General features: G+C 36.1%; 21 protein-coding genes. 7 read left to right on the top strand and 14 right to left on the bottom strand.

All coding sequences use genetic code 11. The features are described 5' to 3' along the window. Window positions 1–180: 180 nt before the first annotated feature. The gene (uvrB, locus tag ACFQ39_RS08445; RefSeq protein WP_377178005.1) at window positions 181–2,169 is read left to right on the top strand and encodes an excinuclease ABC subunit UvrB; all 1,989 of its coding nucleotides are present in this window, start codon (window positions 181–183) and stop codon (window positions 2,167–2,169) included. Here the strand turns inward: uvrB and ACFQ39_RS08440 are convergent. The 3 genes from ACFQ39_RS08440 to ACFQ39_RS08430 all read right to left on the bottom strand — a co-directional run bounded on the left by ACFQ39_RS08440 (window position 2,166) and on the right by ACFQ39_RS08430 (window position 5,000). Then, window positions 2,166–3,086, bottom strand: a complete 921-nt coding sequence (locus tag ACFQ39_RS08440; protein ID WP_377178003.1) for a mechanosensitive ion channel family protein — start codon at window positions 3,084–3,086, stop codon at window positions 2,166–2,168. The two genes, uvrB and ACFQ39_RS08440, sit on opposite strands and share 4 nt — an antisense overlap. Window positions 3,087–3,203: 117 nt before the next feature. After that, window positions 3,204–4,043: a sulfurtransferase gene (locus ACFQ39_RS08435; protein WP_377178001.1), complete on the bottom strand. Its 840-nt coding sequence runs from the start codon at window positions 4,041–4,043 to the stop codon at window positions 3,204–3,206. A 3-nt stretch (window positions 4,044–4,046) separates the two neighbouring features. After that, on the bottom strand, window positions 4,047–5,000 hold the full coding sequence (locus ACFQ39_RS08430) for a carbon-nitrogen hydrolase family protein (RefSeq protein ID WP_377177999.1): 954 nt from the start codon (window positions 4,998–5,000) through the stop codon (window positions 4,047–4,049). 243 nt (window positions 5,001–5,243) lie between these two features. Between ACFQ39_RS08430 and ACFQ39_RS08425 the strand changes: the two genes are divergently transcribed. Continuing rightward, window positions 5,244–6,116 carry a carbon-nitrogen hydrolase gene (locus ACFQ39_RS08425; RefSeq protein ID WP_377177997.1) on the top strand — a complete coding sequence of 291 codons (873 nt, stop codon included), beginning with the start codon at window positions 5,244–5,246 and terminating at the stop codon, window positions 6,114–6,116. Window positions 6,117–6,131: 15 nt separating this feature from the next. Beyond that, window positions 6,132–7,427, top strand: a complete 1,296-nt coding sequence (locus ACFQ39_RS08420) for an agmatine deiminase family protein (RefSeq protein WP_377177995.1) — start codon at window positions 6,132–6,134, stop codon at window positions 7,425–7,427. A gap of 8 nt (window positions 7,428–7,435) precedes the next feature. Here ACFQ39_RS08420 and ACFQ39_RS08415 read toward each other — a convergent pair whose 3' ends face one another. The 8 genes from ACFQ39_RS08415 to ACFQ39_RS08380 are packed head-to-tail and all read right to left on the bottom strand — an operon-like array spanning window position 7,436 to window position 17,057. Continuing rightward, window positions 7,436–8,989: an amidohydrolase gene (locus ACFQ39_RS08415; protein WP_377177993.1), complete on the bottom strand. Its 1,554-nt coding sequence runs from the start codon at window positions 8,987–8,989 to the stop codon at window positions 7,436–7,438. Between the two features lie 15 nt (window positions 8,990–9,004). Further along, on the bottom strand, window positions 9,005–10,342 hold the full coding sequence (locus tag ACFQ39_RS08410; RefSeq protein ID WP_377177991.1) for an aspartate aminotransferase family protein: 1,338 nt from the start codon (window positions 10,340–10,342) through the stop codon (window positions 9,005–9,007). Between the two features lie 6 nt (window positions 10,343–10,348). After that, a complete protein-coding gene (locus ACFQ39_RS08405) occupies window positions 10,349–11,701 on the bottom strand; it encodes an NAD-dependent succinate-semialdehyde dehydrogenase (protein WP_377177989.1) in 1,353 nt (450 codons plus the stop codon). Window positions 11,702–11,708: 7 nt separating this feature from the next. Then, complete coding sequence (locus tag ACFQ39_RS08400; protein ID WP_377177987.1) at window positions 11,709–12,359, bottom strand: GNAT family N-acetyltransferase; 651 nt, start codon at window positions 12,357–12,359, stop codon at window positions 11,709–11,711. 6 nt (window positions 12,360–12,365) lie between these two features. Next, window positions 12,366–13,844, bottom strand: a complete 1,479-nt coding sequence (locus ACFQ39_RS08395) for a Na+/H+ antiporter NhaC family protein (protein ID WP_377177985.1) — start codon at window positions 13,842–13,844, stop codon at window positions 12,366–12,368. 13 nt (window positions 13,845–13,857) lie between these two features. Continuing rightward, window positions 13,858–15,282, bottom strand: a complete 1,425-nt coding sequence (locus ACFQ39_RS08390; RefSeq protein WP_377177983.1) for an aldehyde dehydrogenase family protein — start codon at window positions 15,280–15,282, stop codon at window positions 13,858–13,860. Then, the gene (locus tag ACFQ39_RS08385; protein WP_377177981.1) at window positions 15,275–16,582 is read right to left on the bottom strand and encodes an aspartate aminotransferase family protein; all 1,308 of its coding nucleotides are present in this window, start codon (window positions 16,580–16,582) and stop codon (window positions 15,275–15,277) included. Before ACFQ39_RS08385 ends, ACFQ39_RS08390 begins: the two co-directional genes overlap by 8 nt. A 1-nt stretch (window position 16,583) precedes the next feature. Continuing rightward, a complete protein-coding gene (locus ACFQ39_RS08380) occupies window positions 16,584–17,057 on the bottom strand; it encodes an Lrp/AsnC family transcriptional regulator (RefSeq protein ID WP_377177979.1) in 474 nt (157 codons plus the stop codon). Between the two features lie 246 nt (window positions 17,058–17,303). Between ACFQ39_RS08380 and ACFQ39_RS08375 the strand changes: the two genes are divergently transcribed. The 4 genes from ACFQ39_RS08375 (at window position 17,304) to ACFQ39_RS08360 (ending at window position 21,599) form a co-directional block, all read left to right on the top strand. Continuing rightward, a complete protein-coding gene (locus ACFQ39_RS08375) occupies window positions 17,304–19,007 on the top strand; it encodes a glycoside hydrolase family 9 protein (protein ID WP_377177977.1) in 1,704 nt (567 codons plus the stop codon). 161 nt (window positions 19,008–19,168) lie between these two features. Beyond that, window positions 19,169–20,251 (top strand): hypothetical protein, encoded by a 1,083-nt coding sequence (locus tag ACFQ39_RS08370; protein WP_377177975.1) that lies wholly within the window; start codon window positions 19,169–19,171, stop codon window positions 20,249–20,251. A gap of 10 nt (window positions 20,252–20,261) precedes the next feature. Beyond that, complete coding sequence (locus ACFQ39_RS08365) at window positions 20,262–21,170, top strand: TolB family protein (protein WP_377177973.1); 909 nt, start codon at window positions 20,262–20,264, stop codon at window positions 21,168–21,170. 6 nt (window positions 21,171–21,176) lie between these two features. Beyond that, window positions 21,177–21,599 (top strand): hypothetical protein, encoded by a 423-nt coding sequence (locus ACFQ39_RS08360; protein WP_377177971.1) that lies wholly within the window; start codon window positions 21,177–21,179, stop codon window positions 21,597–21,599. Between the two features lie 5 nt (window positions 21,600–21,604). Here the strand turns inward: ACFQ39_RS08360 and ACFQ39_RS08355 are convergent, their stop codons facing one another. From ACFQ39_RS08355 to ACFQ39_RS08345, 3 genes are all read right to left on the bottom strand, one after another. Then, a complete protein-coding gene (locus tag ACFQ39_RS08355) occupies window positions 21,605–22,276 on the bottom strand; it encodes an NAD(P)H-binding protein (RefSeq protein ID WP_377177969.1) in 672 nt (223 codons plus the stop codon). Between the two features lie 6 nt (window positions 22,277–22,282). Further along, window positions 22,283–23,521 carry a DEAD/DEAH box helicase gene (locus ACFQ39_RS08350; protein WP_377177967.1) on the bottom strand — a complete coding sequence of 413 codons (1,239 nt, stop codon included), beginning with the start codon at window positions 23,519–23,521 and terminating at the stop codon, window positions 22,283–22,285. A gap of 72 nt (window positions 23,522–23,593) precedes the next feature. Then, the gene (locus ACFQ39_RS08345; protein ID WP_377177965.1) at window positions 23,594–25,840 is read right to left on the bottom strand and encodes an FUSC family protein; all 2,247 of its coding nucleotides are present in this window, start codon (window positions 25,838–25,840) and stop codon (window positions 23,594–23,596) included. Window positions 25,841–25,939: the final 99 nt, after the last annotated feature.

Genomic DNA, 25,939 nt, shown 5'->3' with positions numbered 1-25,939 from the left:
TATTTAACATAAAAAGTAAATTTTTTAAAGTTTTACAACATTTGAAAAAGTTTACCTAACGTTAAAAATGGCAGAAATTTGGTTGCTTGGTTTTTTTACAAAACCGAACAGTCTTTTGAATTAAACCTTTTTCTAACCCCTCTTTCTTCAAATGAATTCAATTTAGGTTATTTTTGTACCATGCAATTTAAAATCGAATCAGACTATAAACCTACAGGTGATCAGCCCCAAGCCATAGAAGAATTATACCAGGGTTTGCTAGATGGAGAGCGATATCAAGTTTTATTGGGAGTAACAGGTTCTGGAAAAACATTTACGGTAGCCAACGTGATTGAAAAAATAGAAAAACCTACCTTAGTTTTAGCCCACAACAAAACCTTGGCTGCACAACTTTATTCAGAATTTAAACAGTTTTTTCCTAAAAATGCGGTTGAGTATTTTGTTTCTTATTACGACTATTATCAGCCTGAAGCCTATATTCCAACAAGCGGATTGTACATTGAAAAGGATCTTTCTATCAATGATGAAATAGAAAGGTTGAGATTAAGTGCTACCTCTTCTTTGCTGTCCGGAAGGAGAGATGTGTTGGTCGTCGCTTCGGTTTCCTGTTTATATGGAATAGGTAATCCGGTCGAGTTCAAAAAAAATGTCATCAGTATAGAGATCGATCAACAAATTCCAAGAACAAAATTCTTGCACCAATTGGTAACCAGCTTATACGCCAGAACAGATGCCGAAGTGAAAAGTGGTACTTTTAAAGTTAAAGGAGATACTGTATCAATTTATCCTTCTTATGGTGAAATTGGTTATCGCGTACATTTTTTTGGTGATGAAATTGAGGAAATTGAGAGTTTTGATTTGATCAGCAATCAAACTTTAGACAGATATGAGCAGCTGAATATTTATCCTGCAAATTTATTTGTTACCTCACCAAATGTACTCCAAAATGCCATCAAAGAAATACAGGATGATCTCGTAAAACAAGTGGATTATTTTAAGGAAATAGGAAAGCATCTGGAGGCCAAGCGCTTATTGGAAAGAACTGAATTTGATCTCGAAATGATACGTGAGCTCGGTTATTGCAGTGGTATCGAGAATTATTCTAGATATTTAGACGGAAGAGCCCCTGGAACGCGTCCATTCTGTCTATTGGATTATTTTCCTTCAGATTATTTGATGGTTGTAGATGAAAGTCATGTGACAATTCCTCAGGTTCATGCGATGTACGGCGGAGATAGATCAAGAAAAGAAAATTTAGTAGAATACGGATTCAGATTGCCTTCTGCCATGGACAACAGACCTTTGAAGTTTGAAGAATTCGAGGTATTACAGAATCAGGTGATTTATGTAAGTGCCACTCCGGCAGATTATGAGTTAAAATTAACCGAAGGTCTTTTTGTCGAACAGGTAATTCGCCCTACAGGTTTGCTAGATCCGGTCATAGAAGTTCGTCCAAGTTTAAATCAAATCGATGATTTGATGGAAGAAATCCATCGAAGAGTTGAAAAAGACGAGCGTGTTTTGGTCACAACTTTGACCAAAAGAATGGCAGAAGAACTTACGAAATATTTAACTCGAGTTCAGATCAGGTGCAGATATATCCATTCTGATGTCGACACCTTGGAGAGAGTAGAAATAATGCAGGATCTACGTAAAGGACTTTTTGATGTACTTATAGGTGTTAATTTATTGCGAGAAGGCCTAGACCTTCCGGAGGTGAGTTTGGTCGCTATATTAGATGCTGATAAAGAAGGTTTTTTGCGGAGTCATAGATCTTTGACCCAAACTGTTGGGCGCGCAGCAAGAAATTTAAACGGAACTGCCATAATGTACGCGGATAAGGTGACGAGAAGTATGCAATTAACCATTGACGAAACGAACAGAAGAAGAGAAAAACAAATCAAATACAATACAGAGAATAACCTCATACCAACACAAATCAATAAGAGTATTGATGGGTCTCTCACCAAAAATCAGATTGCATCTTACCAATATGACCAAGCCAACCAAAAGGCAGCTGAGGTTGATCTGGATTATCTTTCTAAACCCGAAATTGAAAAGCGAATTCGTGAAAAAAGAAAAATGATGGAAGAAGCAGCTAAAGCATTAGATTTTCTTGTTGCTGCAAAATTTAGAGATGAAATCAAAGAATTACAAACACATCTTTAATAATTTTTAAGATTCACATTCAAATCAGGCATATCTACCATAGAAAATGTCGCAGACGCTAATTTAACTTTTGGTTCATTGATTTTAAACTGCTTGTAAATTTCTTTATACAACTGATCTTTGGTTATTCTCCTTTTTTTATAATCTACAACATACCTAAAATTAAATTCTATCCAATTATCGGTAAGTTTTAAAGTCAAAGTAGGTTCTACATTGGCGTTTTCTATCAGGTAGTTTTTAACTAAATGCTTCCATTCCTCTTTTGCAATTTCGGTGTAATCCATCAAATTCTCTTGAGCAGTTTGTCGAATAATTTTATCTACCAACACTAAATCTGAATCATATTGCACCGGTAAATTGATCTCATCCCAGACAAATGGAAAATCTGTGGAATAATTATGAACAGTGCCCTTAAAAACAAAAGCGTTGCTCACCTGTACAATCCTGCCGCTGTAATTATCACTGCTCACCCAAACACCAATTTCCATCAAAGTTGTTCTTGTCATTCCAATATCGATTACATCTCCTTTGATCTGGTTGATCTCAATTCTATCACCTGTTTTGTATATATTGGATGTAAGTATAGCAATCCACCCGGCAAAACTTAAAATTACTTCTTGCAATGCCAAAGCAACACCTGCGCTCATAATACCAATGGCGATAGTAAAGTACTTTATCTCGCCAACAAAGGTGAAAATGGCTAATAAAAAAATCAAAAAATAACTCAGATAACGCGTAATTTTTCTTGAACGATATAGTAAAATTTGATCGGTAGTAGTTCTTTGAATCATTTTCCTCGCAAACCAGCCTAGAAATAAGATAAAAACCGACCAAAGTATAAAACGTATGAGATCAGAAAACCAAGAATCCAGATTTTCACTATCGATAGAACCAAAGAAATCTGTTATACTTTGCATCGATTTTTGACTTTAATGTAACTACTATAAATATACAAAAACTAAAGTCAATTCTCATGAAAAGCCAACCTTGATTTTTAATCAAAAAACTGATTCACAGGTTATTTATCTTGCAATTTACTTTATTTTATCAATAGGTCTTTCATCATTGTGTGCCCATTCGGTCCAGGACCCGTCATAAACGGATTTTTTAACTTTCGCTGCAAGTTCATTTGCTAAGTATAAAATACAAGCTGTCACTCCCGAACCGCATGAAAAAATCATCGGATTATTCTCCGGATTTAACTTTTCAAATAAATGTTGTAATTCTTCTTTAGGCTTAAATTTACCGTCTTTTAAAACTTCTGTATAGGGCAAATTCACAGAACCTGGAATATGCCCGCTAGACAATCCTTCTCTCGGCTCGGGGGCAGTCCCTTTGAACCTGCCTTCAGACCTGGCATCGACAATCAACTCGTCTTTGGATTTGATCTGTGCTAAAATATCCTTTGTGCCTTTTACTTCATCAAAATGTAGATCCGCTTTAAAGTTTCCTCTTTCATAGGTTTTAACAACAAAGGGTTCAACCTCAAAATTCTTTATTAACCATTCTGGCAATCCGCCATCTAGAACAGCTACTTGGCTATGTCCCATCGCTTTAAACATCCACCAAACTCTAGGGCTCGTATAAGCTCCCAGATTATCATAAACAACAATTTTACTTTTATTATTTATGCCCAATGATTGTGCGGCAGATTCAAAAATTGTGACATCCGGAAAGGTATTCGGAAAACTAGAATTCACATCGCTAAATACATTTTTCAGATCAACCCATCGCGCTCCTGGTATTTGGAGTTTGTATAATTCTTCATTTTCCACATTCTTATTTTCTGGCTGACTTGCATTTAAAATAATCAAATCAGGATTTTTCAAATTTTCTTGCAACCAATCTACAGTTACGAGTGGTGTATTTTTCATAATTTAAAATTTTTCGAATGAAACCGATGTTTGTCTTTCTCTGTTGACTAAAAGTTTGGTCACATCTGGTCTAGAATAATGTCCTACCGGATCAAAATTTTGACGCTCTTCCAACACTCTATCAAAAACGAGCGTTTGTGTGATTAAACCTTCTTTTTCAATTATTATAGGAATAATCCATTCTCCATCTGGTCCGGCAATACAAGAACCACCATTAGCAGCTATTGTTGGAAAATTTTTGATGATCTTGTCATAATGAGGAATGTCTTTTGGTATATCTTTTTTAAACATCAAACTTGAAACCGACACAACAAAAGACCTCGATTCTCTTGCGATAAACCGTGTAATATCTTTAGTATTAGCTTCAGAACCGGGCCAAACGGCGATATGTAAATCTTCGCCCAAACCGTACAATGCAGTTCGTGTTAATGGCATCCAGTTTTCCCAACAATTCAATCCTCCGACGGTAAATTGTTTTAAAAGATGAACCTGCAAACCATGACCATCACCGGGCGACCAGGTTAGTCTTTCCTCATAAGTAGGTTGTAATTTTCTGTGAACAGATTGAATAATTCCTTTTTGATCGATATAAACCAAAGAACAATACAAACTATGTCCCCCTCTATTTTTAGCTCTTTCGATGACCCCAATATACAATGCCATGTGACCTTCTTTCGCAGCTTTGCAGAAAACTGTTAAATCTCCCGTTTCAATGTTTACCGCATTTTTGACATAATGCGCATGAATTTCTTTTTGAATTGGATCATCAAAGGAAGCCCCGTTCGTATAAGACAACCAAAAAGGATAACCAGGTAGTAAACCTTCTCCAAAAACTAACAATTCACAAGACTTTTCTTGCGCCTCTTTAACGGTTTGCAACATTTTGTTTATGGTTGCTTCCTTATTGAGCCATACTGGTGAAATTTGAGCAAGTCCAATTTTTAATTTATTTTCCATTAAATCGGTTTAGATCTTAAAATTACTAATTGCTTTTGAATGTTTAACCGAAAAAACAAGTTGGTTTTATGAAATAAACATTTTGAGTATGTCTTTCTTATAATATTCTAAAAATTAGATTAGCCTATCTTGGATTTTTATTATTTGCACAAAAAACCACTTCTTTAAATATATTTATTCGTAACAAGCTTTTATTTTTTCTTTTTTTACATAAATTTGGTTTTTTATCAAAAATTATATTTTATGTCAGAAGTAAAGGTTGGATTTGTTCAAATGTCCTGTACCGAGAATGTTCAAGAAAACATTAAAAAAGCGAAAGAAAAAATAGTTGAATTAGCCAGAGATGGTGCTCAAATTATTTGTTTACAAGAACTCTTTGCATCACTTTACTTTTGTGATATCGAAGATTATAGCAATTTTGACTTGGCAGAAACTGTTCCAGGCAAAAACACTGATGATTTCGGTAAAATTGCAATGGAACTAAATGTGGTTTTAATCTTATCTCTTTTTGAAAAAAGGGCACAAGGTTTATACCACAATACGACTGCTGTGATTGATGCAGATGGAGCTTATTTGGGAAAGTACAGAAAAATGCACATACCGGATGATCCGGGATTTTACGAAAAATTTTACTTTACTCCCGGTGACCTAGGCTATAAAATGTTTAAAACGAAGTATGCCAAGATTGGTGTTTTGATTTGTTGGGATCAATGGTATCCGGAAGGAGCTAGAATCACTGCTTTGATGGGAGCTGAAATTCTATTTATTCCGACTGCGATTGGTTGGCACGAACATCAAGACGAACAAACCAACAAAGACCAATATGACGCTTGGCAAACTATTCAAAAATCGCATGCCGTAGCCAATGGCGTTTCTGTGGTTAGCGTGAACCGAGTGGGTAAAGAAGCTGGTGTGCATTTTTGGGGTGGTTCTTTTGTTACGAATCAATATGGACGAGTGTTGCATCAGGCCTCCCACACAAAAGAAGAAACACATATTGAAACAATCGATTTAAATCTTTCTGATCATTACAGAAAATACTGGCCTTTTTTAAGAGATCGCAGGATTGATTCCTACGCGCCTATTACAAAAAGATTTATTGATACAGAAGAATAAAACTTAATTTAGCTCATGTCTTCAAAAATAAAATCACCTCTTTTCTATGTATTCTTATTCGTCGGGATTTCCATTTTTTCTTGTAAATCTTTAGAACAAAAAGAAACAATCTCCAGTGTTCGATTTCCCGGTGAATTCGAAAAACAGGAATCAATTTGGTTAATATGGCCCACTGAAGACCACATAAAAGGTATGTCGAATGAAGAAGTCTCTGCACAAATCATTCTAGCGCTTCATAAAAGTCAAAAAGTAAATATAGCTGTTGCAGATGAAGAAGTAGAAAAAAATGCAAAAACCTATCTCGCTAACAAATCCATTCAAAGTGAGAATATCAGCTTTAAAATCATACCTTCTATTCAAATGTGGATCAGAGATATGGGACCGAATTTTGTGATCAGCCAGAAAGGAGAAAAAGAAATCGTTGATTTTAATTTTAATTCTTGGGGATATGCTGAGGTAAAGGACCCGGATAATCAAGTGGAAGAAAAATTTGACGAAATGGTTGCCAAAAAGACTAATTTAAAGTTGATATCTAGCGAATTAATCAGTGAAGGAGGCAACAGAGAGTCAAATGGGGAAGGAGTGCTCATGACAACAGAAAGTGTGGAGTTAGGCAGAAATCCGGGGTGGACAAAAAAGCAAATTGAAGCCGAATTTCAAAGAACCCTCGGAATTAATAAAGTGATTTGGCTTAAAGAAGGTGTTAAGGAAGATGACCATACCTTTAAAGGACCAATTGTAACAAAATCAGGTGAAAAGGCCTATACCGTAGTAACGACTAACGGGCACATAGATGAATTTGCAAGATTTGTGAATGACCATACAATTCTTTTAGCAGAAGTAGATTCAGAAGAATTAGATGATCCTATTGCTCTTGAAAACCACAGAAGATTAGAAGAAAATTACAAGATTCTAAAAGAGGCGACGGATCAAGATGGAAAACCATTTGAAATCATAAGAATACCCATGCCAAAAACTATTTTGGGCATCATGAAACCAGGCGATCCTGTTTACGATTATATTGCTACTTTGGATTATCAAGATGGCTCTTCTTTTCCAACTGGTGAACCTATAAAAGTGATTATGGCGGCCAGTTATTTGAATTTTCTTATAGCAAATGAGGTTGTTTTAATGCAAAAATACTACAGTTACGAAGAAGATTTATCATTAAAAGAAACCGATGAAAAAGCAAAAAAAATATTGGAATCTCTGTTTCCAATGAAAAAAGTGATTGCCATAGATGCAAGCGCAATTAATTTCGGTGGAGGAGGAATTCATTGCATCACTATGCAAGAACCTGCTGCGAATTAGGTGAAATTTTATATTACCTTTTCGCCACCCACAAAAACGGCATCAGGTCGAATAGCTTTCCCATGCTGCACAACTTCCTCGAGGGTTTTTCCTGAATAAACAATAAAATCGGCCAAAAATCCCTTTTCAATTTTGCCTTTTTTGAAATTCTTATCGCCATATTCCAAATCATGGGTATAGGCTAAAATACTCTCTCTAAATCCAATTTTTTCATTTTCTCCAATTACCTGATTTCCGGTTGTCTTTCTTCCCATGGCCGAAAAAATATTTATCCAAGGATTAATTTCTTTGACAACAGGAGCATCCGTAGAAAAATAAACCGGAATGTCATTTTGTAAAACTGTCTTAATCGGATAGACTTCCGCCAGTTTATCTGGGCTCAAGGCATTTATAAAATTCGCTCCCAATTCTCGGACAAAAATTGGCTGCATCACAGCTACCGTTCCCAAGTTTTTCATTCTACTTAAATTTTTAGAAGAAATAAAACCCAAATGCTCTATTCTATGATTGAAAGGTTTGCTTTGAATGGCTTCATAAACGTCCAATGTAAGCTCGATTGCTCGATCTCCAATGGCATGTGTGGCAATTCTTAAACCCGCATCGATACTTTCTTTTGCTAAGGCATAAAATTGCTCAAAATTCAAGCGTAAAATTCCGTGGGTATCAGAATCTTTATACGGAAATGAAACAGCTGCCGTTTTTCCACTTAGACCGCCATCTGCAAAAAATTTTACTGTATCAATACATAACTTTTCTGAATTATATTTTTGCGGTAACCCTTGGGCTTTTTTTGCGCCATCCGGTAGTCGAATAGCAATAGCATTTATCCTGATTTTTAATTCTCCCTTTTGCTCCATCTCTCTGTATACTTCTAGTAATTCTGCATGAACAGCAGGATCAGTTGCAGAAGTAATTCCTTCGTAAAGCAACAATTCTTGCGCTGCCAAGATCATTGTCTTGTATTCTTCCTTTGAATATGGAGGTAAATGCCTCTGGACTAACCCCAGTGCGGTTTCACAAAAAACTCCATTCGGATTGCCGTTTTTATCAAACCTCATTTCTCCGCCATCCGGCACAACGGTAGTCTTATCAATATTTGCCAACTTCATAGCTAAAGTACTGGCAATACCAATATGGGCGCAGCTTCTTATAACAAAAATAGGTCTGTTAATACCTAATCCATCGAGGTCTTTTGCTGTTGGCAATTCTTTGTCGTTAAAATTAATCTCATTAAATCCACGTGCCAAAACCCAAGAAGTATTTCGGTTTTTGATAGAAAAATGCTCGATTTTTTTTAACATTTCATCTTTGGAACTCACTCCTCTCAGATCGAGCATCATGGTCGTTAAATTGCCAACTTTCCAAATATGAATATGATGATCGTTGAATCCCGGTAAAATAAGAGATTCGCGCAAATCTAAAATTTGGGCGTGTTTATACTTTATCAAAAAATGGTCGAAACTACCGGTGTCAATGATATATTTTCCCTCGATTACAAAAGAATCAAAAGAATCGTTTATATCCGAAAAAATCCGATTCGAACGAACAATAGTAATGCTCATAGGATAAATAATTCCTTATATATTATATTTAGCGATAGCATTTTCAAGTACATCTAAACCTTCTTTAAGTTGTTCTTCCGTCATAACAATAGGCGGCAACAATCGAATACAATTGCTGTATAAACCAGCTCGAATCATGATCAAACCATTACTTACACAATCCTTAATAATAGATAAAGTTCTGTCTCCATCGGGTAATTTAGTATCGCGATCTTTTACAAATTCCACAATTTGCATGGCACCTAAGCCTCTTACGTCTCCTATGATCTCATATTTTTCTTTCCAAGTGGTCAGGGTAGAAGAAATAATTTCTCCCATTTTCACAGCTTTATGTTTAAATTCGTCCGAATTCAAAATTTTGATCGTTTCAATAGCTGCTGCGCAAGCTACAGGACTTCCTCCATAAGTACCCCCTATTCCACCTAAATGTACAACATCCAGAATTTCTGCTTTACCGGTTACTGCACTAATGGGGAACCCGGAACCAATAGATTTTGCCAAACAAACAAGATCAGGAACAACTTCAGCATGCTCAATAGATAAAAATTTGCCAGTTCTACTTGATCCTGCTTGTATTTCGTCAGCAATAAAAACAATCCCATGTGTATCACAAATACTGCGAAGTTTTTCCAGATATCTTTTAGGTACAGGAATAAACCCTCCCTCGCCAAGAACTGGTTCAATGATAATTGCCGCAACAGCACTTGGATCTACCTGTGCGATAAATGCATGATCTAATTGCTCAATACAATAATCAATAAACGCTTCTTCTGTCATTTGAGCCGGACGACGATATACATTTGGAAATGGCAATCGATAAACATCTGAAACATAAGATCCAAATCCTTTTTTAAACAAACCGTATTTAGATGTGAGGGATAGGGTTAGTGTACTCCGACCGTGATAAGCTCCTTCAAAGCATATAACCGCATTTCTTTTGGTGTAATATTTGGCAATATTTACTGCATTTTCTACAGCCTCTGTTCCGGAGTTAGCTAAAACCGTCTTTTTAGGAAAATTGCCGGGTACAATGCTATTTAACAATTCAGCCAACTCTACATACGGCACAATTGATGTAACAATATTACAAGAATGAATATACTCATCTAACTGTTTTTTAACTGCATTCACGACTTTATCGGGACAGTGACCTAAATTGAGCATACCAATCCCACCGGCAAAATCGAGGAATTGATTGCCATCTACGTCTGTAACCAAAGCGTCTTTTGCAGAAGCTACCACAACATCTGTTGCTCTGGCAAGACCATTTGCTAATGCATCACTTCTTCTTTCCAATATTGCTTGGGCCTTTGGTCCCGGAATAGCTGTTTTAATTTTGATAAATTTTCCCATAATTTTTTATTCGATTACCACTGTTTTCATGTTCATAAATTCTCTAATACCTATACCACCTAACTCTCTGCCGTATCCCGATTTTTTTATACCTCCAAATGGTATTCTGGAATCTGAGCGCACCAGTGAATTAACAAAAACACTACCTGCTTCTATATGTCTTGCGAGCTTAAAAGCTCTTTCTCTATCCTTTGTCCAGATTGAAGATGCTAATCCATATCTGTGTGAATTAGCTAATTCTATGGCGTGGGATTCATTTTTAGCACGAATCAAAGTTGCCAAAGGTCCAAAAGTTTCTTCCCTAAAGGTGATGTTCTCTGGACTTACTCGATCTAGTAGAGTAGGCTGAAAATTACATCCTTCTACTCCTCCGCCAACAATCAATTTTGCACCCTGATCTAATCCCTTTTTTATTTGATTATCTAATTTATTCGCTAAGTCTAATCTAGCCAATGGCCCTATATTAACGCCATCCAACATGGGATTGCCTTGAATCAGTTCTCTTATATTATTACTAAAAATTTCCAAAAACTCATCGGCTATTTTTTCGGTAACAATAAACCGCTTGGCGCTGATGCATACCTGACCAGCATTTAACATGCGAGATTGTGTTGCCACTTTGGCGGCTGCTGCTAGATCAGCATCATCCAAAACAATAAAGGCATCCGATCCCCCTAGCTCCAATACAGATTTTTTTATATGTTTCCCTGCAATTGCTGCCACAGAAGACCCTGCAAATTCGCTTCCTGTAAGGGTAACTCCTTGAACAATATCCGAGGCGATTACCTTTTCTACTTGCGGAATATCAATGGTCAGTTCTTGAAAAACACCTTCCGGAAAACCTGCTTCCAAAAACACTTTTTCTATGGCTTTTGCACAACCAATTGTATTAGGAGCATGTTTGAGCAAGGTCACATTTCCTGCCATGATAGCCGGTGCTGAGTACCTTAACACTTGCCAAAATGGAAAGTTCCATGGCATAATCGCGAAAATAGCACCCACAGGATCATACACCGCAAAACTTTTAAAGGGTGTATCTAGCTGCTCATCCGCCAAATATTTTTTGGCGTATTGTGCATAATGCCTGCAGTTCCCCGCCGATTTTTCTATTTCTGCTCGACTTTCAGCCAGAACCTTTCCCATTTCTGAAGTGATCAATGTGGCTAATTCATCTTTCTTTTCGATTAAAATTGAGGCCACTCTATTCATTTTTTCAGCCCTTTCTTCAAAGGAAGTCTTTCTCCAATTTTTATAAGCACTGGCTGACATGCTTAATTTTTCATCTAACTGCTTATCACTTAAAACTATGTGTTCTAAAAATATATTACCATTAAAAGGATTGATAGATTGAAAGATCATACTATACTTATTTTAATTTTGTTTGAGGATCTATAGGCCTATACATAAGAATTGAGGCATTTCCACTTCTCGGATCATCTAAGTAATCAAATAATGGTTCTACCAAAGTAAAGCCACACTTTACTTGTGCCGTTACAGTCGGATCTGTTAAATCACCTCTAATCAGGGCATCACAATAATCCGCAATTGTCATTTCTTTTCTAAAACGATCATAACCGATAGGCATTCCCGCTGTCAATTGTCCTTTACAACCCAAGTTTTGGGCAATTTCCTGACGAGCGTTATATATAGCTCGCCCAAATCCTTTTCCGCGATAATCTGGATGAACAGAGACATCTAATCCATATAACCAATTTCCACCTGGATCGTGCGTACCCATCCACAAATTATCAGAGATCTCTAAAAAAGTATGATGACCCTCATGATAATTTTGTCGCATGGTGGTTGAAGAAGCGATCACCTTTTCTCCATCCAGAATGATCAACTGACCTTCAGGAAAAATTTCTAAATGCCTTTTGTACTGTTCCGCTGTCATTAATTCTTCTTCAGACAAAGTAGGAAAAACAATTCTCTGTAATTCAGCCTGACTATTAGCGTGTTTTTTTAAAGGTGTTCTTAAGATATAATGATTGGATAGTTCTTGAAAATAATTTATCATGGCTTTTTAAAAAATAAATCCTAAAATGAGAAATAATAAGGCTGAGATACCCCCCGCAATCATCACATAAGGAAATTGAGATTGAGCCTGTGCAGTCATATTACTTTCTGTGGAAGCTGCAATTAAAATCCGTTGATCAGAATAAAAGCAAGAATTCACTCCCCAAACCCCCGCACTGATTAAGGCTCCCATCAACAATAAAGTATTTGCACCGGTTTCTTCTCCCAAAGCAAAAACAATTGGTGTTATGATGGCATAAACCCCCCAAGCAGATCCTGTTGCGATGGAAATGGGCCCAATAAACAGAAACAACATTACTGGTAAATATTCTTTCGGAAACGACCTCACACCGGCTACAACAAAATCTGTTAAACCGAGTTCATCACAACATTGTTTAAACAAATAAGTGATAACCAAAACGGTAAGTACGAAGGTCATGCTTTTAAATCCTGTTTCGAACAATTCAACAATTTTACTGAATGGCAGAATTTTCGCAAGCCAGTAATACAATAACAAAAAGGTCAGTGCCAATGAAATACCCATATAAACATCAAAATCGAAAAATACAGTGGCTAAAACCAATACGAACATGGGTAATATAAAAGCCCAAATAGAAGCATTTTCATCACTCACTTCTTGTTTTACTTCCATAGTCAAAGATTCAGAATCTGGCGCTATTGTTTCATTGGTTTCTACAACTCTTTCATTAGCTTTTCTCATTTGTTTAAAAATGGGGAGCCAACCCAATGCGAAGAACAGCCCTAATACAAGAGCCACCCATGCATAAATATTATAGGGAATTGTTCCGAGAAAAATTTTAAGTGCAGAAGCGTCTTCTGGGTAATTACCGTATTCTTTCATCAAACCACCCACGTAAACTGTCCAGGTAGAAATAGGAACAACAACGGTTAGAGGTACGGATACAGCTCCTATGATATATCCTAAATATTCTCTTGGAATTTTATTTTGATCTGTAATATTTCTCATGGTTGCGCCAACTGATAGAGCACTTAAATAATCATCCACAAAAAATATTATACCTAAAAAATAGGTCGCGAGCAATGAATCTTTCTTAGTTTTTAAAAACCTTGTCGCTTTTTGTCTTAGGGCAAAAACACCCCCAGACGCGATCAATAGTTGGATAAAGGGTCCAAATAAAGCACATACGATCAATACCCAAAGTAAACTGTTAAAATAAGTACCATCTGATCTTTCATTTGTCATTAACACCTTGTAAAGACCATTTATAAAGTTTTCTGGAAATGTCAGAAGTGTTTCTTTGATCCGTGTTGATGTTGGTTCACCTTCCAAATTCTGTATTTCTTCTATGCCAAAACTTATTGCCCCCGTGACCTCATCCACATGCATAAAAGCCAACATGATATATCCAATCACACAACCGGCCAAAAGAGGAATCAAAGAGGATTTAGTTCTGATGGCTAAAATAACAACAATAAGTGGTGGTATCAATGAATAAATTCCCATAACATATTATATTTTAGGCATCAATTCCACCAATACTAATTAATTTAAGCTCTAAATATTCTTTCAATCCTTCTGCTCCAGATTCATGACCCAACCCGCTTTGGTTCCAACCTGAGAAAGGAAGTTCTGTACCATGGGGTGCCCATTCATTAATTCCAACAATTCCAAAACGAATATTTTCTGCAAAAAAATAGGCTCGGTTGAGATTGTTAGTGAAAATATAGGCCGCGAGACCATAAGAAGTTTCATTTGCCCATTGCACCACTTCTTCTTTAGATGAAAATGAAATTACTGGTAAAACAGGTCCAAATATTTCTTCTTTTATAAAATCTTGGGCTTGAGTTGCTTTTATTAAAGTAGGTTCTATAAAAAAGCCTTTTTCACTTACAGTTCCTCCGGAAATAATTTTCGCACCCTGATTTTGTGCCGCTTCAATTATGCCCTTTACATGCACTTGTTGTTTTTTATTAATAAGAGGGCCTAAGCAAAGTTCATCTCCTGTATTTATTCCGGTTTTTATTTCTTTCATGGTTTTTGTGGCCTCTTCTAAAAAGTTATCAATAATCTCTTTATGCACATAATATCTTTGAGGTGCCACACAAACTTGCCCACAATTTCTAAGTTTTGCTATGACAGCCATTTTTGCCATCTCAGCAACATTTATATCCTTATCAATAATAACAGGTGCATTTCCTCCTAATTCCAAAGAAAGTTTTGTATGAGTTTTTGATGCGCCATCCATCAATATCTTACCAACACGTGTACTACCGGTAAAGCTTATTTTTTTTAACTCAGGTGAATCTAACATCGCTTCGCCTATTCTAACAGCATCTCCGTTGATTACGTTGACCACGCCATCGGGAATACCTGATGCTTTCATGGCACTTGCCAAATTAAAACTGGTCAGTGGTGTAAACTCAGAACCTTTTAAAACAACTGTGCAGCCAGCCGCTAGCGCTGCAGCTACTGCCCTTGCCGGATTATAAGCAGGAAAATTCCATGCGGTGATCACGCCTACAACCCCCATGGCTTGGTATATCACTTGTGACCGTTTATCTTTTCGGGTAGATGGAATTACTCTACCGTAATTTCGTTTTCCCTCTTCCGCAAACCATTCAAATAAATTTGCAGCTACTAACCACTCACCCTCTGCTTCATTCCTCGGTTTGCCCGTTTCCAAAATTGTATCCGTCCCGAACTGTTTTACATTTATTCTAATATATTCTGCGGTTTTCTTTAAAAAGTCTGCTCGAAAATAGGGCGTTTCTCTACTCCACTGATCAAAAGCCAGATCTGCAGCCTTTAGCGCAAGTTTAAAATCCTTATCATCACCATATGGTACTTCTTTAACCACTTCTTCCAATGCGGGATTAATGACTTCCCAAACTCCTTTAGATACTGCATCAACCCAATGTCCATTAATTAATTGTTTATGCATTTCCGATAATTTTTGTTATTGAATTCTTTAAAATCGCTAATCCTTTTAAAAGAACTTCATCCTCAATCACCAGCGGACTCAGCACACGAATACAATTGCCATGTGTTCCTGCAGTTATAATAATTAACCCGTTTTCTAGACAATCTAACATGATTCTTTTTGTGATTTCTCCATCAGGATTTCCTGATTTTGGTTGAACAAATTCTATGGCTAACATGGCCCCTAGACCTCTGATATCTTTTATATGATCCGGAAATGTTATTTGGAGTTCTTCAAAAACATTTCTCACCATTCTACCCACATATAATCCTCTTTCATTAATTCTTTCTTCTTGCATGTATTGAATCGTGGCTAAAGAAGCTGCACAAGCAACTGGATTTCCTAAATAAGTACCTCCAATGGTTCCCGGGAGTGCTTTGTCCATTATTTCTGCCTTACCCATTACTGCACCGATTGGCATTCCACCGCCCATTGATTTTGCCCAAGTTGATAAATCAGGAAATACATCGTAGTGATGAAAAGCAGCCCATTTACCCGTTCTGCCAAAACCAGACTGCACTTCATCAATAATCAATAGAATACCGTGGTTATCACAGATTTTTCTAAGATTTTGAATATAGCTTTTAGGGGCAACGGTAAAGCCACCTTCACCCTGCACCAATTCAATTATAATAGCTGCTACCTGTTTTGCAGGCACATAACTGGCAAAAAAATCCTCTAACTTTTTTATATGAACATCAGAAAATTCTTCTTCCGACATTCCTTCTGATTTGTTTTCTGTATAATAAGGAAAATCCAAACGATAGACCTCAGGAGCGTAGGGCCCGCATTGCTGTTTGTACTTCACATTTGACGTCAAAGTCATAGCCATTAAAGTTCTGCCATGAAAAGCACCGGAGTAACAAATAACAGCAGATCTACCTGTGGCTTGTCTGGCAATTTTAATACTATTTTCAACAGATTCTGCTCCAGAACCCGTGAGCATTACCTTTGTATGTTCACCATGTGGAATTAACTCAACTAATTTTTCGGCAAGATCGAGATACTCTTTGTATATTGAAACATTAAATCCTACATGCGTAAACCTACTGGCTTGTGCTTGGATGGCCTTTACAACCGCTTCAGGACTATGCCCTGCATTCATCACCCCGATACCTCCGGCAAAATCAATCAATTCTCTACCATCTGCATCTATAATGATGGCACCTTTCGCCGATCTAACACTTGATGGATTAAAAATCCCAAGGGCATTTGGGACCAATTTCTTTCTTCTTTCGTATAATTCTTCGGTATTTGTCATGTTACTGGTGATGTTTTGCCAAATCGAGATCTAAATGAGTAAACTTGTGTACTTTTAAATAGAAGTTGATAACGGTATGATCTACTCCTTCCAAATTATTTATATAATCGTGCATCATCTGGGTTAAATGATTGGTGTCTTTGCACATTACGTTTACTTCTAAGTCAAATTCACCCGAAACTGAAGCCATAAAACTGATTTCCCTCAGTTCTTTTAACTTTTCAATGACCTCGGTAATTTTATTTTTAGGTCGAACACAAATCGAAATTCTGGCATAAGCATTAAGTCCCACCTTTTCCGGATTTATTCTTCCGTAGATCTTTAAAATATCCTGACTGATAAAATTATTATAACGATTTCTTACCGTACTCACAGCGACATCTAATTCTTTAGCAATGTCTGTAAAAGACACCCTACCGTCTTGTTGAAGTATTTTTAGTATTTTTAAATCGAGTTCATCGTCTAGTACACTCATAATGACATTTTTTACACATGCGAATATAATTTTTTTTATCTATTTTTAATTATAATTGAAAAATATTTATTCCAAAATGATTATTTAGTACTAAAAAATGCATTTTAAAATAGTCTACTTCAATTTCAGTTATTTCGATTTTCACATAAACTTGATGCATTATTTAGAAATTGACCCATCTCATTTTCTTTTATTTTGAGTAATTTTGAACATATTGGTTTATTAATATCAATCCATTTACACAAGATGAAAAACTGCGCCTTACTACTCTTCCTTATTTCAACACTTTTTTATGCTCAAAATCCATCAGAACAAATTCGCATCAATCAAGTTGGTTATTTAGAAAAAGGTGAAAAGATATTTGTGGTATCAGACCTACCAGATAAGATATTCGAGCTATTAGACGAAAGTAAAAAAGTTGTTTTCAAAAGAAATTTAGAAGAAAAAGGAGTTTGGGATAAATCTGGAGAAAAAGTGACATTGGGTAATTTTTCAACGTACAGCAAGCCTGGAAAATATACAATAAAAGTTGGCAACCACGTTTCATATGCATTTGAAATAGGCAACGATATTTATAGAGGAGTTAAGAATGCTGCATTAAAATCCTATTATCTCCAGCGTATTTCGATGCCCATTGAAGAACAATACGCAGGTATATTTAAACGAGAAAAAGGCCATGATGATATAGGTCTTTTATTTCATTCCTCTGCCAATAAAAGTGGATCTTTGGATACTCCAGGAGGTTGGTATGATGCAGGTGATTATGGAAAATATATGATTAATGCTGGAATTGCCACAGGAATTATGCTTTCTCTTGCAGAAAATTACCCCGATGCTTTTCCTGATAACAGTTTAAACATTCCTGAAAGTGGAAACAATATTCCGGACATCCTAGACGAATTAAAATATGAAATAGATTGGATGCTCACGATGCAAGATGAAGATGGCGGAGCTTTTGTAAAAGTTACAACACTAAATTTTTGCGGTATGGTGATGCCCAGTGAAGCTCCCAAGGACAGATTGGTGATTGGCAAATCTACAGCCGCAGCATTACATTTGGCGGCAATTGGAGCTATGGCCTCAAGAATTTACACTCCCTATTTGCCCGAATATGCTAATAAATGTTTGCTGGCCGCAGAAAAAGCTTGGGAATGGGCAAACAAGAATCCTACGAAATATTACGCTCAAAATCCTGAAGATGTAAAAACGGGTCCATATAATGATACCGATTTAAATGAAGAGTTTTTTTGGGCGAACTCAGAATTATACGCCACAACGAAAAAAGGGATTTATTACAATAAAATTAAGTCAAAACTGAGTCATTTTACTTTAAGATTAGAAGAGAATTGGAGAAATTATAACGATAATATTGGTTATTATTCTTTGGTCAACAAAAAAAGTCCTTTACCGGAAAATGATAAAAAAGTAATTGAAAACCGACTTGTTTTTGTAGCAGATTCTTTAGCGTCTGTTCAAAAATCAATTCCTTATCAAATTCCAATAGATCATTTTGTTTGGGGATCAAATAGCGATGTACTTGATGCCGCAATTATTTTTGCTCAAGCCTATGAACTGACGAAGAGGCCAAAGTACCTAAAAGCAGTGAACGAATGTTCGGACTATGTTTTAGGGAAAAATGCAACGGGTTATTCATTTGTCACTGGATTCGGAAGTAAACAGGCCATGCGTATTCATCATCGACCATCTGTAGCTGATGGAATTGACGCACCTTATCCTGGGTTTTTAGTGGGTGGACCCAATTTTCACATGCAAGATAAAGGAAGTCTAGCTGCTTCGGGTTTTAGCTATGCGTCTGAATTACCGGCAAAATCATATATTGATGAAATCCCGAGTTTTGCTTCTAACGAGATTTGTATCAATTGGAATGCTCCTTTGGTTTACGTATCTGGATTTTTAGATCATTATAATGATCAAAACCAATCTCCCTAATCCAAGCCCTTAATTAAAGCTCAATTCAATTCATCGATTAAATTTTAATTGCTTATTTGAGCAGGAATACAAGCGAAGTTTTAATTAAGATCTTTAGTTTTTTGCCATAATTAAATTCCGTTGTAATTTATTTCATACTTTTAAGGTAGATTACAGAATAAATGAGAGTTTTGCTAATTATTTTGCTACTTACCGTTGGGGTGATATTTTCATCTCATGGGCAAAACATCGATGACAAAAAGATTGATAGTGTGACAGAAGTGAACGACACTATTATTAAGAAGCCAAAGAAAAAAACAAATTTACTTCCTATCGCCATCCCAATCACAGAACCTGCAGTAGGTATTGGTATAGTTTTAAGTGGGTTATATTTTGTCCCTAATAAAGATACGACCGAAACTCAAGATCTTGCGGTGCTCGCAGCCGGATATACATCTAACAAAAGTTGGTTGGCCGGTGGGCAATACCAGGGTTATTGGAAGCATGATCATATCAGATATACAGGTACCATTGGATATGGCGTGGCCAATCTAGAATATTATGCATTTGGGGAAAAACCCATTAATTTTCAACAAAGATTTGCCATAATTATGCAACAGTTGCTTTTTAGATTAGGCGACAGTAATTTTTTTCTTGGAGGGAACTTAAAATTTTCAAAAGTGACTATACCAATTGTACTTGGCGATTTTGATTTTGACGATTTCGAATTTTATAATAACGGAATTAGTGCTGTGGTACAATATGATGATCTCGACAACTATTTATCGCCAACGGATGGAAAAAAAATTCATCTGGGCTATACACAGTTCATGGAAGTTTTGGGTACGAAGCGCAATTGGGGCAAAATGTCATTTTACGCGTGGTATTACAAAACAATCTCTGAAAAATGGATACCTGGCTATCGTTTTGAATCCTTCTATGCCACAGGGAAACCACCTTTTTATGCCAAACCATACATCAGGATGAGAGGGATTCCTGCATTGCGTTATCAGGGAAATCTCACAGCCTTATTAGAGACAGAGCAATTGTATCATTTTAAACCAAGATGGGGAGCACTTGTATTTGCAGGGGTTGGAGGGGTTTTTGAAGCAGCGAATGAGGAAATTCAAAATGAATTTGTCTGGGCCTTTGGTTTTGGTGGACGTTATCTCGCCTTAAAATCTATGGGTGTAAAGTTGGGCATTGACATCGCACGCGGTCCGGAAGAATGGGCCTATTATGCAACTGTAGGGAAAGCCTGGTAAAGTAAAGTTTATGAAGAAAATATCTATAATATTTATTTTTAGCCTTGTATTGACAAATGTTTTCGGACAATATGAAAAAGACATGAATAGTATTTTAATAGATTTGGAAATCACATCAGGGAAACAGAGGATCGTTCTTACAGAAAACAGACATTTTGAAGCCCCAAACTGGTCAAGAGACGGAGCGTATTTCATCATTAATTCAAATGGCAAACTTGAAAAAATTAGTTTAAACGGAGACAACTTAGGCCTTATACCAACGGGTTTTGCTGAAAATTGCAACAATGATCATGGACTAACTTTCGATGGAAAAACGCTGATCATTAGCCACAACGACAAAACTGTGAGTGATGGCGCTAATTCAAGAATCTTTATTTTACCAGAAAAAGGAGGTACTCCAACCTTGGTAACAAATAATTTTCCGAGCTATTGGCACGGGGTTAGTCCTGATGGTAAAAAATTGGTCTATTGCGCTGAAAGAAATGGAAACTGGGATGTCTATCAAATAGATAGAGATGGGAAAAATGAAACCCAATTGACAAATTCTGAAGGCTTAGATGACGGTCCCGAATACAGTTATGATGGACAGTGGATTTATTTTAATTCTCATAGAACAGGCAGAATGCATATTTATCGGATGAAACCTGATGGTACCCATCAAGAACAACTCACTTTTGATGATTTTGACAATTGGTTTCCCCATCCTTCACCAGATAACAAAACAGTTGCTTACATATCCTATTTAAAAGATCAAAAAGGCGCGCATCCTTTTGGAAAAGATGTAAAAATTAGGTTATTGGAAATAGAAACCGGAGAAACCAAAGATTTGACCGATGTTTTCTTTGGCGGACAAGGCTCCTTGAATGTGCACAGTTGGTCGCCAGATGGTAAACATCTGGCTTTTGTAAAATATAAATAAGAATAAATGAAAGTTTACTTAACTATTTTGATGGCAATTATGCTCACCACTTGCGACAACAATAAAGAGGAAAAAATAGATTGTACAGATACCATTTGCACGATGGATTTTAGAACGATTGCAGTTTCTTTAAAAGATAACAACGGAAATCCTATTTCTCTTGATAAATTCAAGGTCACTTCACTTGATAATCAGAAAGATATTACAAGAGATCTAGATAATTTCAATTTGGAGGAAGCTAGAAAGTCTGGGGCTTATCCTGTTTTTGGAGATGAGCTTAGGGAAAAGTATCAAAGCAAAGAAGTAGAGGTACTTTTTGAAGGTTATATAGAAAATAAAAAAGTAGCCAATCTAACATTTTTAGTTGGCGCAGATTGTTGTCATGTGTTCCTAATTGAAGGTCAGTTAGAGGTTGTGCTGAATATTTAACTCTCTTAATTATCATAGCCTAATTCTGCTACCTCGTTAATCTCTTCAGCAAATATTATTTTCGAAGGAGGTCTGTTCTGTGCTAATTGCCTCATTTTTTGTGCGATATTCTCAGCAGGATTTGGTCGATATTTTTTTAACGGACCCATAAATATAAAACTCAGTTCTTCAAACAAAGTCTTTGCCCAAGATTCAGCCAATCTTTTTTCATTTCTCTTTCCTAAGATTAAAGAAGGTCTTAAGATATAAGTAAATGGAATGTTGACTTTTAAAACTTCTTGTTCCATTTCTCCTTTGGTCTTATTATAAAATATGTTGCTTTTTGCATTGGCACCCATAGCCGATACAACGGCAAAGAAATTTATATCATTAAGCTTAGCTAGCGATGCCGCGTTTACTGGAATTCCATAGTCGATGGCTTTGTATATGGTTTTATCAGGTGTTTTTTTTGCAGTTGTTCCAATGCAGCAAAAAACTTCATCCGCTTTAAAACTTTGTGAAAATTCTTCTAACTTGAATAAATCACCAATAAATTGCTCTAGTTTAGGATGGTTCTCTTCGAGTCTACTCCTGCCAAAAACTTTTACTTTCGTATAACTCTCGTCTTCTAAAAGAATTTTCAGTAGTTCAGATCCTGTTAGTCCACTAGCTCCTAAAATAATTGCTGTTTTATCCATAAAAAATTATTGATACCAGCGCTTTTTATTTTTTTTAGATGCGGCTGATTTTCGACCTTTTTTATGCGCGCTACCCTTTTTTTTATGGACCTCAGGTTTTGCCTTTGGATGAAGTGGATAAGGATGACTCTCGTCTACCTGAATCTTCTCACCTAACATTTTCTCAATATCTGCGAGATACATCTTTTCATCTGCCGAACAAAAGGAATACGCAACTCCTTGTTTATCAGCCCTTCCGGTTCTACCTATCCTATGCACATAGGTTTCAGGAACATTTGGAATGTCAAAGTTGATGACTGCATCCAATCCGCTAATATCAATCCCTCGTGAAGCAACATCTGTAGCAATTAAAATATTTACTTGTCCGTCTTTAAATTTCTGTAATGCCTCCTGACGAGTATTTTGAGACTTATCTCCATGAATACTATCGACGAGGTAACCATTCTTTTTTAAGGTTTTTTCTAACTTATCTACACCGTATTTAGTACGTCTAAATATGAGAATATTACCCTTGATGGTATTTCTAAGTAAGTGTAAAGCGAGTTCAATTTTCTTTGGTTTTGGCGTAAAATATAAGACTTGCTCTATTGCCTCTGCGGCTTTAGAATGTGGAGTGATCTCAATCCTTTCGGGATGATTCAAAATGTCTTTGGCTAATTCTGTAACTTTTAAGGGCATGGTTGCAGAAAAAAGTAAGTTCTGCTTTTCTCGAGTGCACAATCGTTCAATCTTTCGCACATCATCAATAAATCCCATATCCAACATCAAATCGGCTTCGTCTAAAACCAACACTTCCACATAGTCTAAATTAACCTCATCTTGTTTATGTAAATCAAGTAATCTACCAGGTGTAGCGATTAAAATATCGACACCTTTATTCAGTCTTTCTATTTGAGGCTCTATGGGAATGCCTCCATAAACTACTGTTGTTCTGAGATTTGTATGTTTACCGTATTTTTTAAAATTTTCTTCAATTTGAATGGCCAATTCTCGTGTTGGACTAATCACCAATGCTTTAATTTTTTTACCTTTCTTTGGCGCATCTTGTCTATCAAATAATATTTGTAGAATAGGTAGGGCAAAAGCAGCAGTTTTCCCTGTGCCGGTTTGAGCAGAAACAATGACATCTTTCTTTTCGAGAACCAAAGGAATTGTTCTTAACTGAACAGGCGTAGGGTTTTCATACTTATTTTCTGCCAGTGCTTTTAAAATTGGCTTGTTTAGTTGAAGATCTTTAAAAGACATAAAAATTATTTTTATGCAAAGGTATACTTTAAATGTCTTTCTGTGTAAAATTGAAAAAACACAAATGAATCGCTATTCATTATTAACATATTCCGCTGTGACATTTAACAAATCTTGAGACAAATTTTTCAACCAGACCAATTGGTTATGCATCAAATGAGCCTCTTGTAAATTAATGAGCATTTCTTGTTTCACATCGCGCATCCCTCGTTCAATTTCTTCATCACGAGCCCTTTCCAGTCCTTTATAATGTTTGAGTAATTCTTCTTCCGCCAGATGTGCTTTCTGATTGTAAAATAACTCGTCTTGCAAACCACTCTCCAAAATTTCTTGTGATTTGCGCAGAAGGTCTTCAACATTGTCAATTAAAACATCAAAATCATTGAGCACATAAGATCCCTTTTTGTTTTGGATAAAACTACCTAAAGAAGCAATGGCCGAAAGAATTGTGTTGTTTAATGTTACCATTTCATAGACCCATTCGAACTCCTTCTGTTTAGATTTTGGATCCTGGGTCATACGTTCAAAGCTGGCATTTAAATTACTCATTGCTAAAAAAGCTTCTTTTCTTGGCTTTCTATAACCGAGCTGGCTTATTTTTTTAGAATGATAGAGCTGATGGACGGCTTCTAAATAACCTCTGTTTTTCTTTAGAGTATCACTCAAATATTGCTTCATAGATAGATACTCCCAATTTGGGAGGATAAAATAATTTGCCAGCATAGCAATAAATGCACCAATCATGGTGTCGAGTAATCTGAATTCTATGACATGAAATGCATCCTTTTCTATAATGGCAAATACAAAAATGACATGTATGGTTATAAAGGCTGCTGCAGTGCGATAATTTTTTTTTACCATAGCAAACCCAATGGTTAAGGCACTGATGGCGAAAAATAAATAGACATATGTATTTTGGGTAAAATAAATAATCAACAAAGAAAACAAACCCCCAATAATTGTTCCGATAAATCTATTGATGGATCGTTGTTTTGTCAGGCCATAATTTGGCCGCATAATAACAATGATGGTTAAAATTATCCAATGCATGTGTTGTATACCAAAGAAACTCCCCAATAAAAAACCAATGATCACAGCGATGGTAATTCTAAGAGCATGCCTGAAAATAGGTGATTTTAAGCTGAAATTTTCTAAAACGATAGACCATCTATATTCTTGATGCGTAATAAACTGACTTGCCTCTTCCCTTTTAAGCACTATTCTTGAAGAATTTTTTACATTCGCTAGCGCTCTTCTAATAGATCTGATTTCGTTAACTTGACTCTCTTGATAGGTTAAAATATTTCTCAAAAGAAGGGCTCCATCTCTAGCTTTTGGAAGGCCTACTTCGTGGACATATTTTTCTACAGCAGCATCTGCCTTTGTCAAGGCATTGAGTAATACTGATTTATCTGGAATGGGATCTTTTTCAGCAAAAACCTTGGCCAAAACTTTAAGATGATTCCCGAGAATCTGATTGAGTTCTGCAAAAGGTTCAAGTGTTTTTTGATGTTCCTTGAATAATAGATCTACCTTATTATAATCTAAAGTATTTGCCAAAGAATATTCTAAAATATCAACCAGAGATATAAAAATAAGTAGCCTTTTCTCATCAAAATGTGATCGACCTGAACTTTTTCGAGTTGTCAAAAGGATCTCACGCAATACCTCATGCTTATCACTAATTTGCGTTTGTAATTTTAATTGATCAAGTTGAATTTCCTTTCTGTCTTTTTTTTCAGATAGAAGTCCTGCTCTTAATTTGAGATAATCTCCTGTTAGATTTAATAGCTCGGTCAACAATTCGTCCTCATCCTTTTTGGGTGTCACTACAAACAAAAAAGAAGAAAATATTAAATACCAGACCCCACCCAAACCCAATAAAAGAATATGAGTTAAAGGAGGTATTCCTGCGGAATTATTATATGCCAAGGCTAAAACAATCGCAAAAAGTCCTGAAAAAGCGAGCAATGAGCCCCTAAAACCATACACCGCAAAAAGTGAACACAGAAAAGTAAGAAGGGTAATTGTAAGAGCCAGCGATATAAAATATGGTTTCACTAAAATTACCAAGGTCGATACAATAAGGGTAAGGCCTATTGAAAATAAAATTCCGTAGACCTTCCTTTTCCTACTTCCTTGAATATCATTGGGTGCACTTAACAAAACACCAAAGGCGACTGGCAAAGCATAATAGATATTCCCAGCATAATAGAAGAAAATAATGGGAATTAGTATGGCAGCTGTAAGTATAAATCCCCTGTAAAAATCAGCGCTTTTAAAAAACTTTACAAGAGTCTTTAAATAGTCCAATATCATCTCATCAATTATTTAAAAACAATTTAACTAATAGTACAGCTAAAAAAAAGAGTTGGCACTGTAATGCCAACTCTTCAAAATTTAATATAAAATTGAACT

This window comes from Namhaeicola litoreus (assembly GCF_042679565.1).
GTDB lineage: Bacteria > Bacteroidota > Bacteroidia > Flavobacteriales > Flavobacteriaceae > Namhaeicola > Namhaeicola litoreus.
Note: the sequence above shows the minus strand (reverse complement) of the source record. Positions and strands in the feature narration are given on the sequence as shown.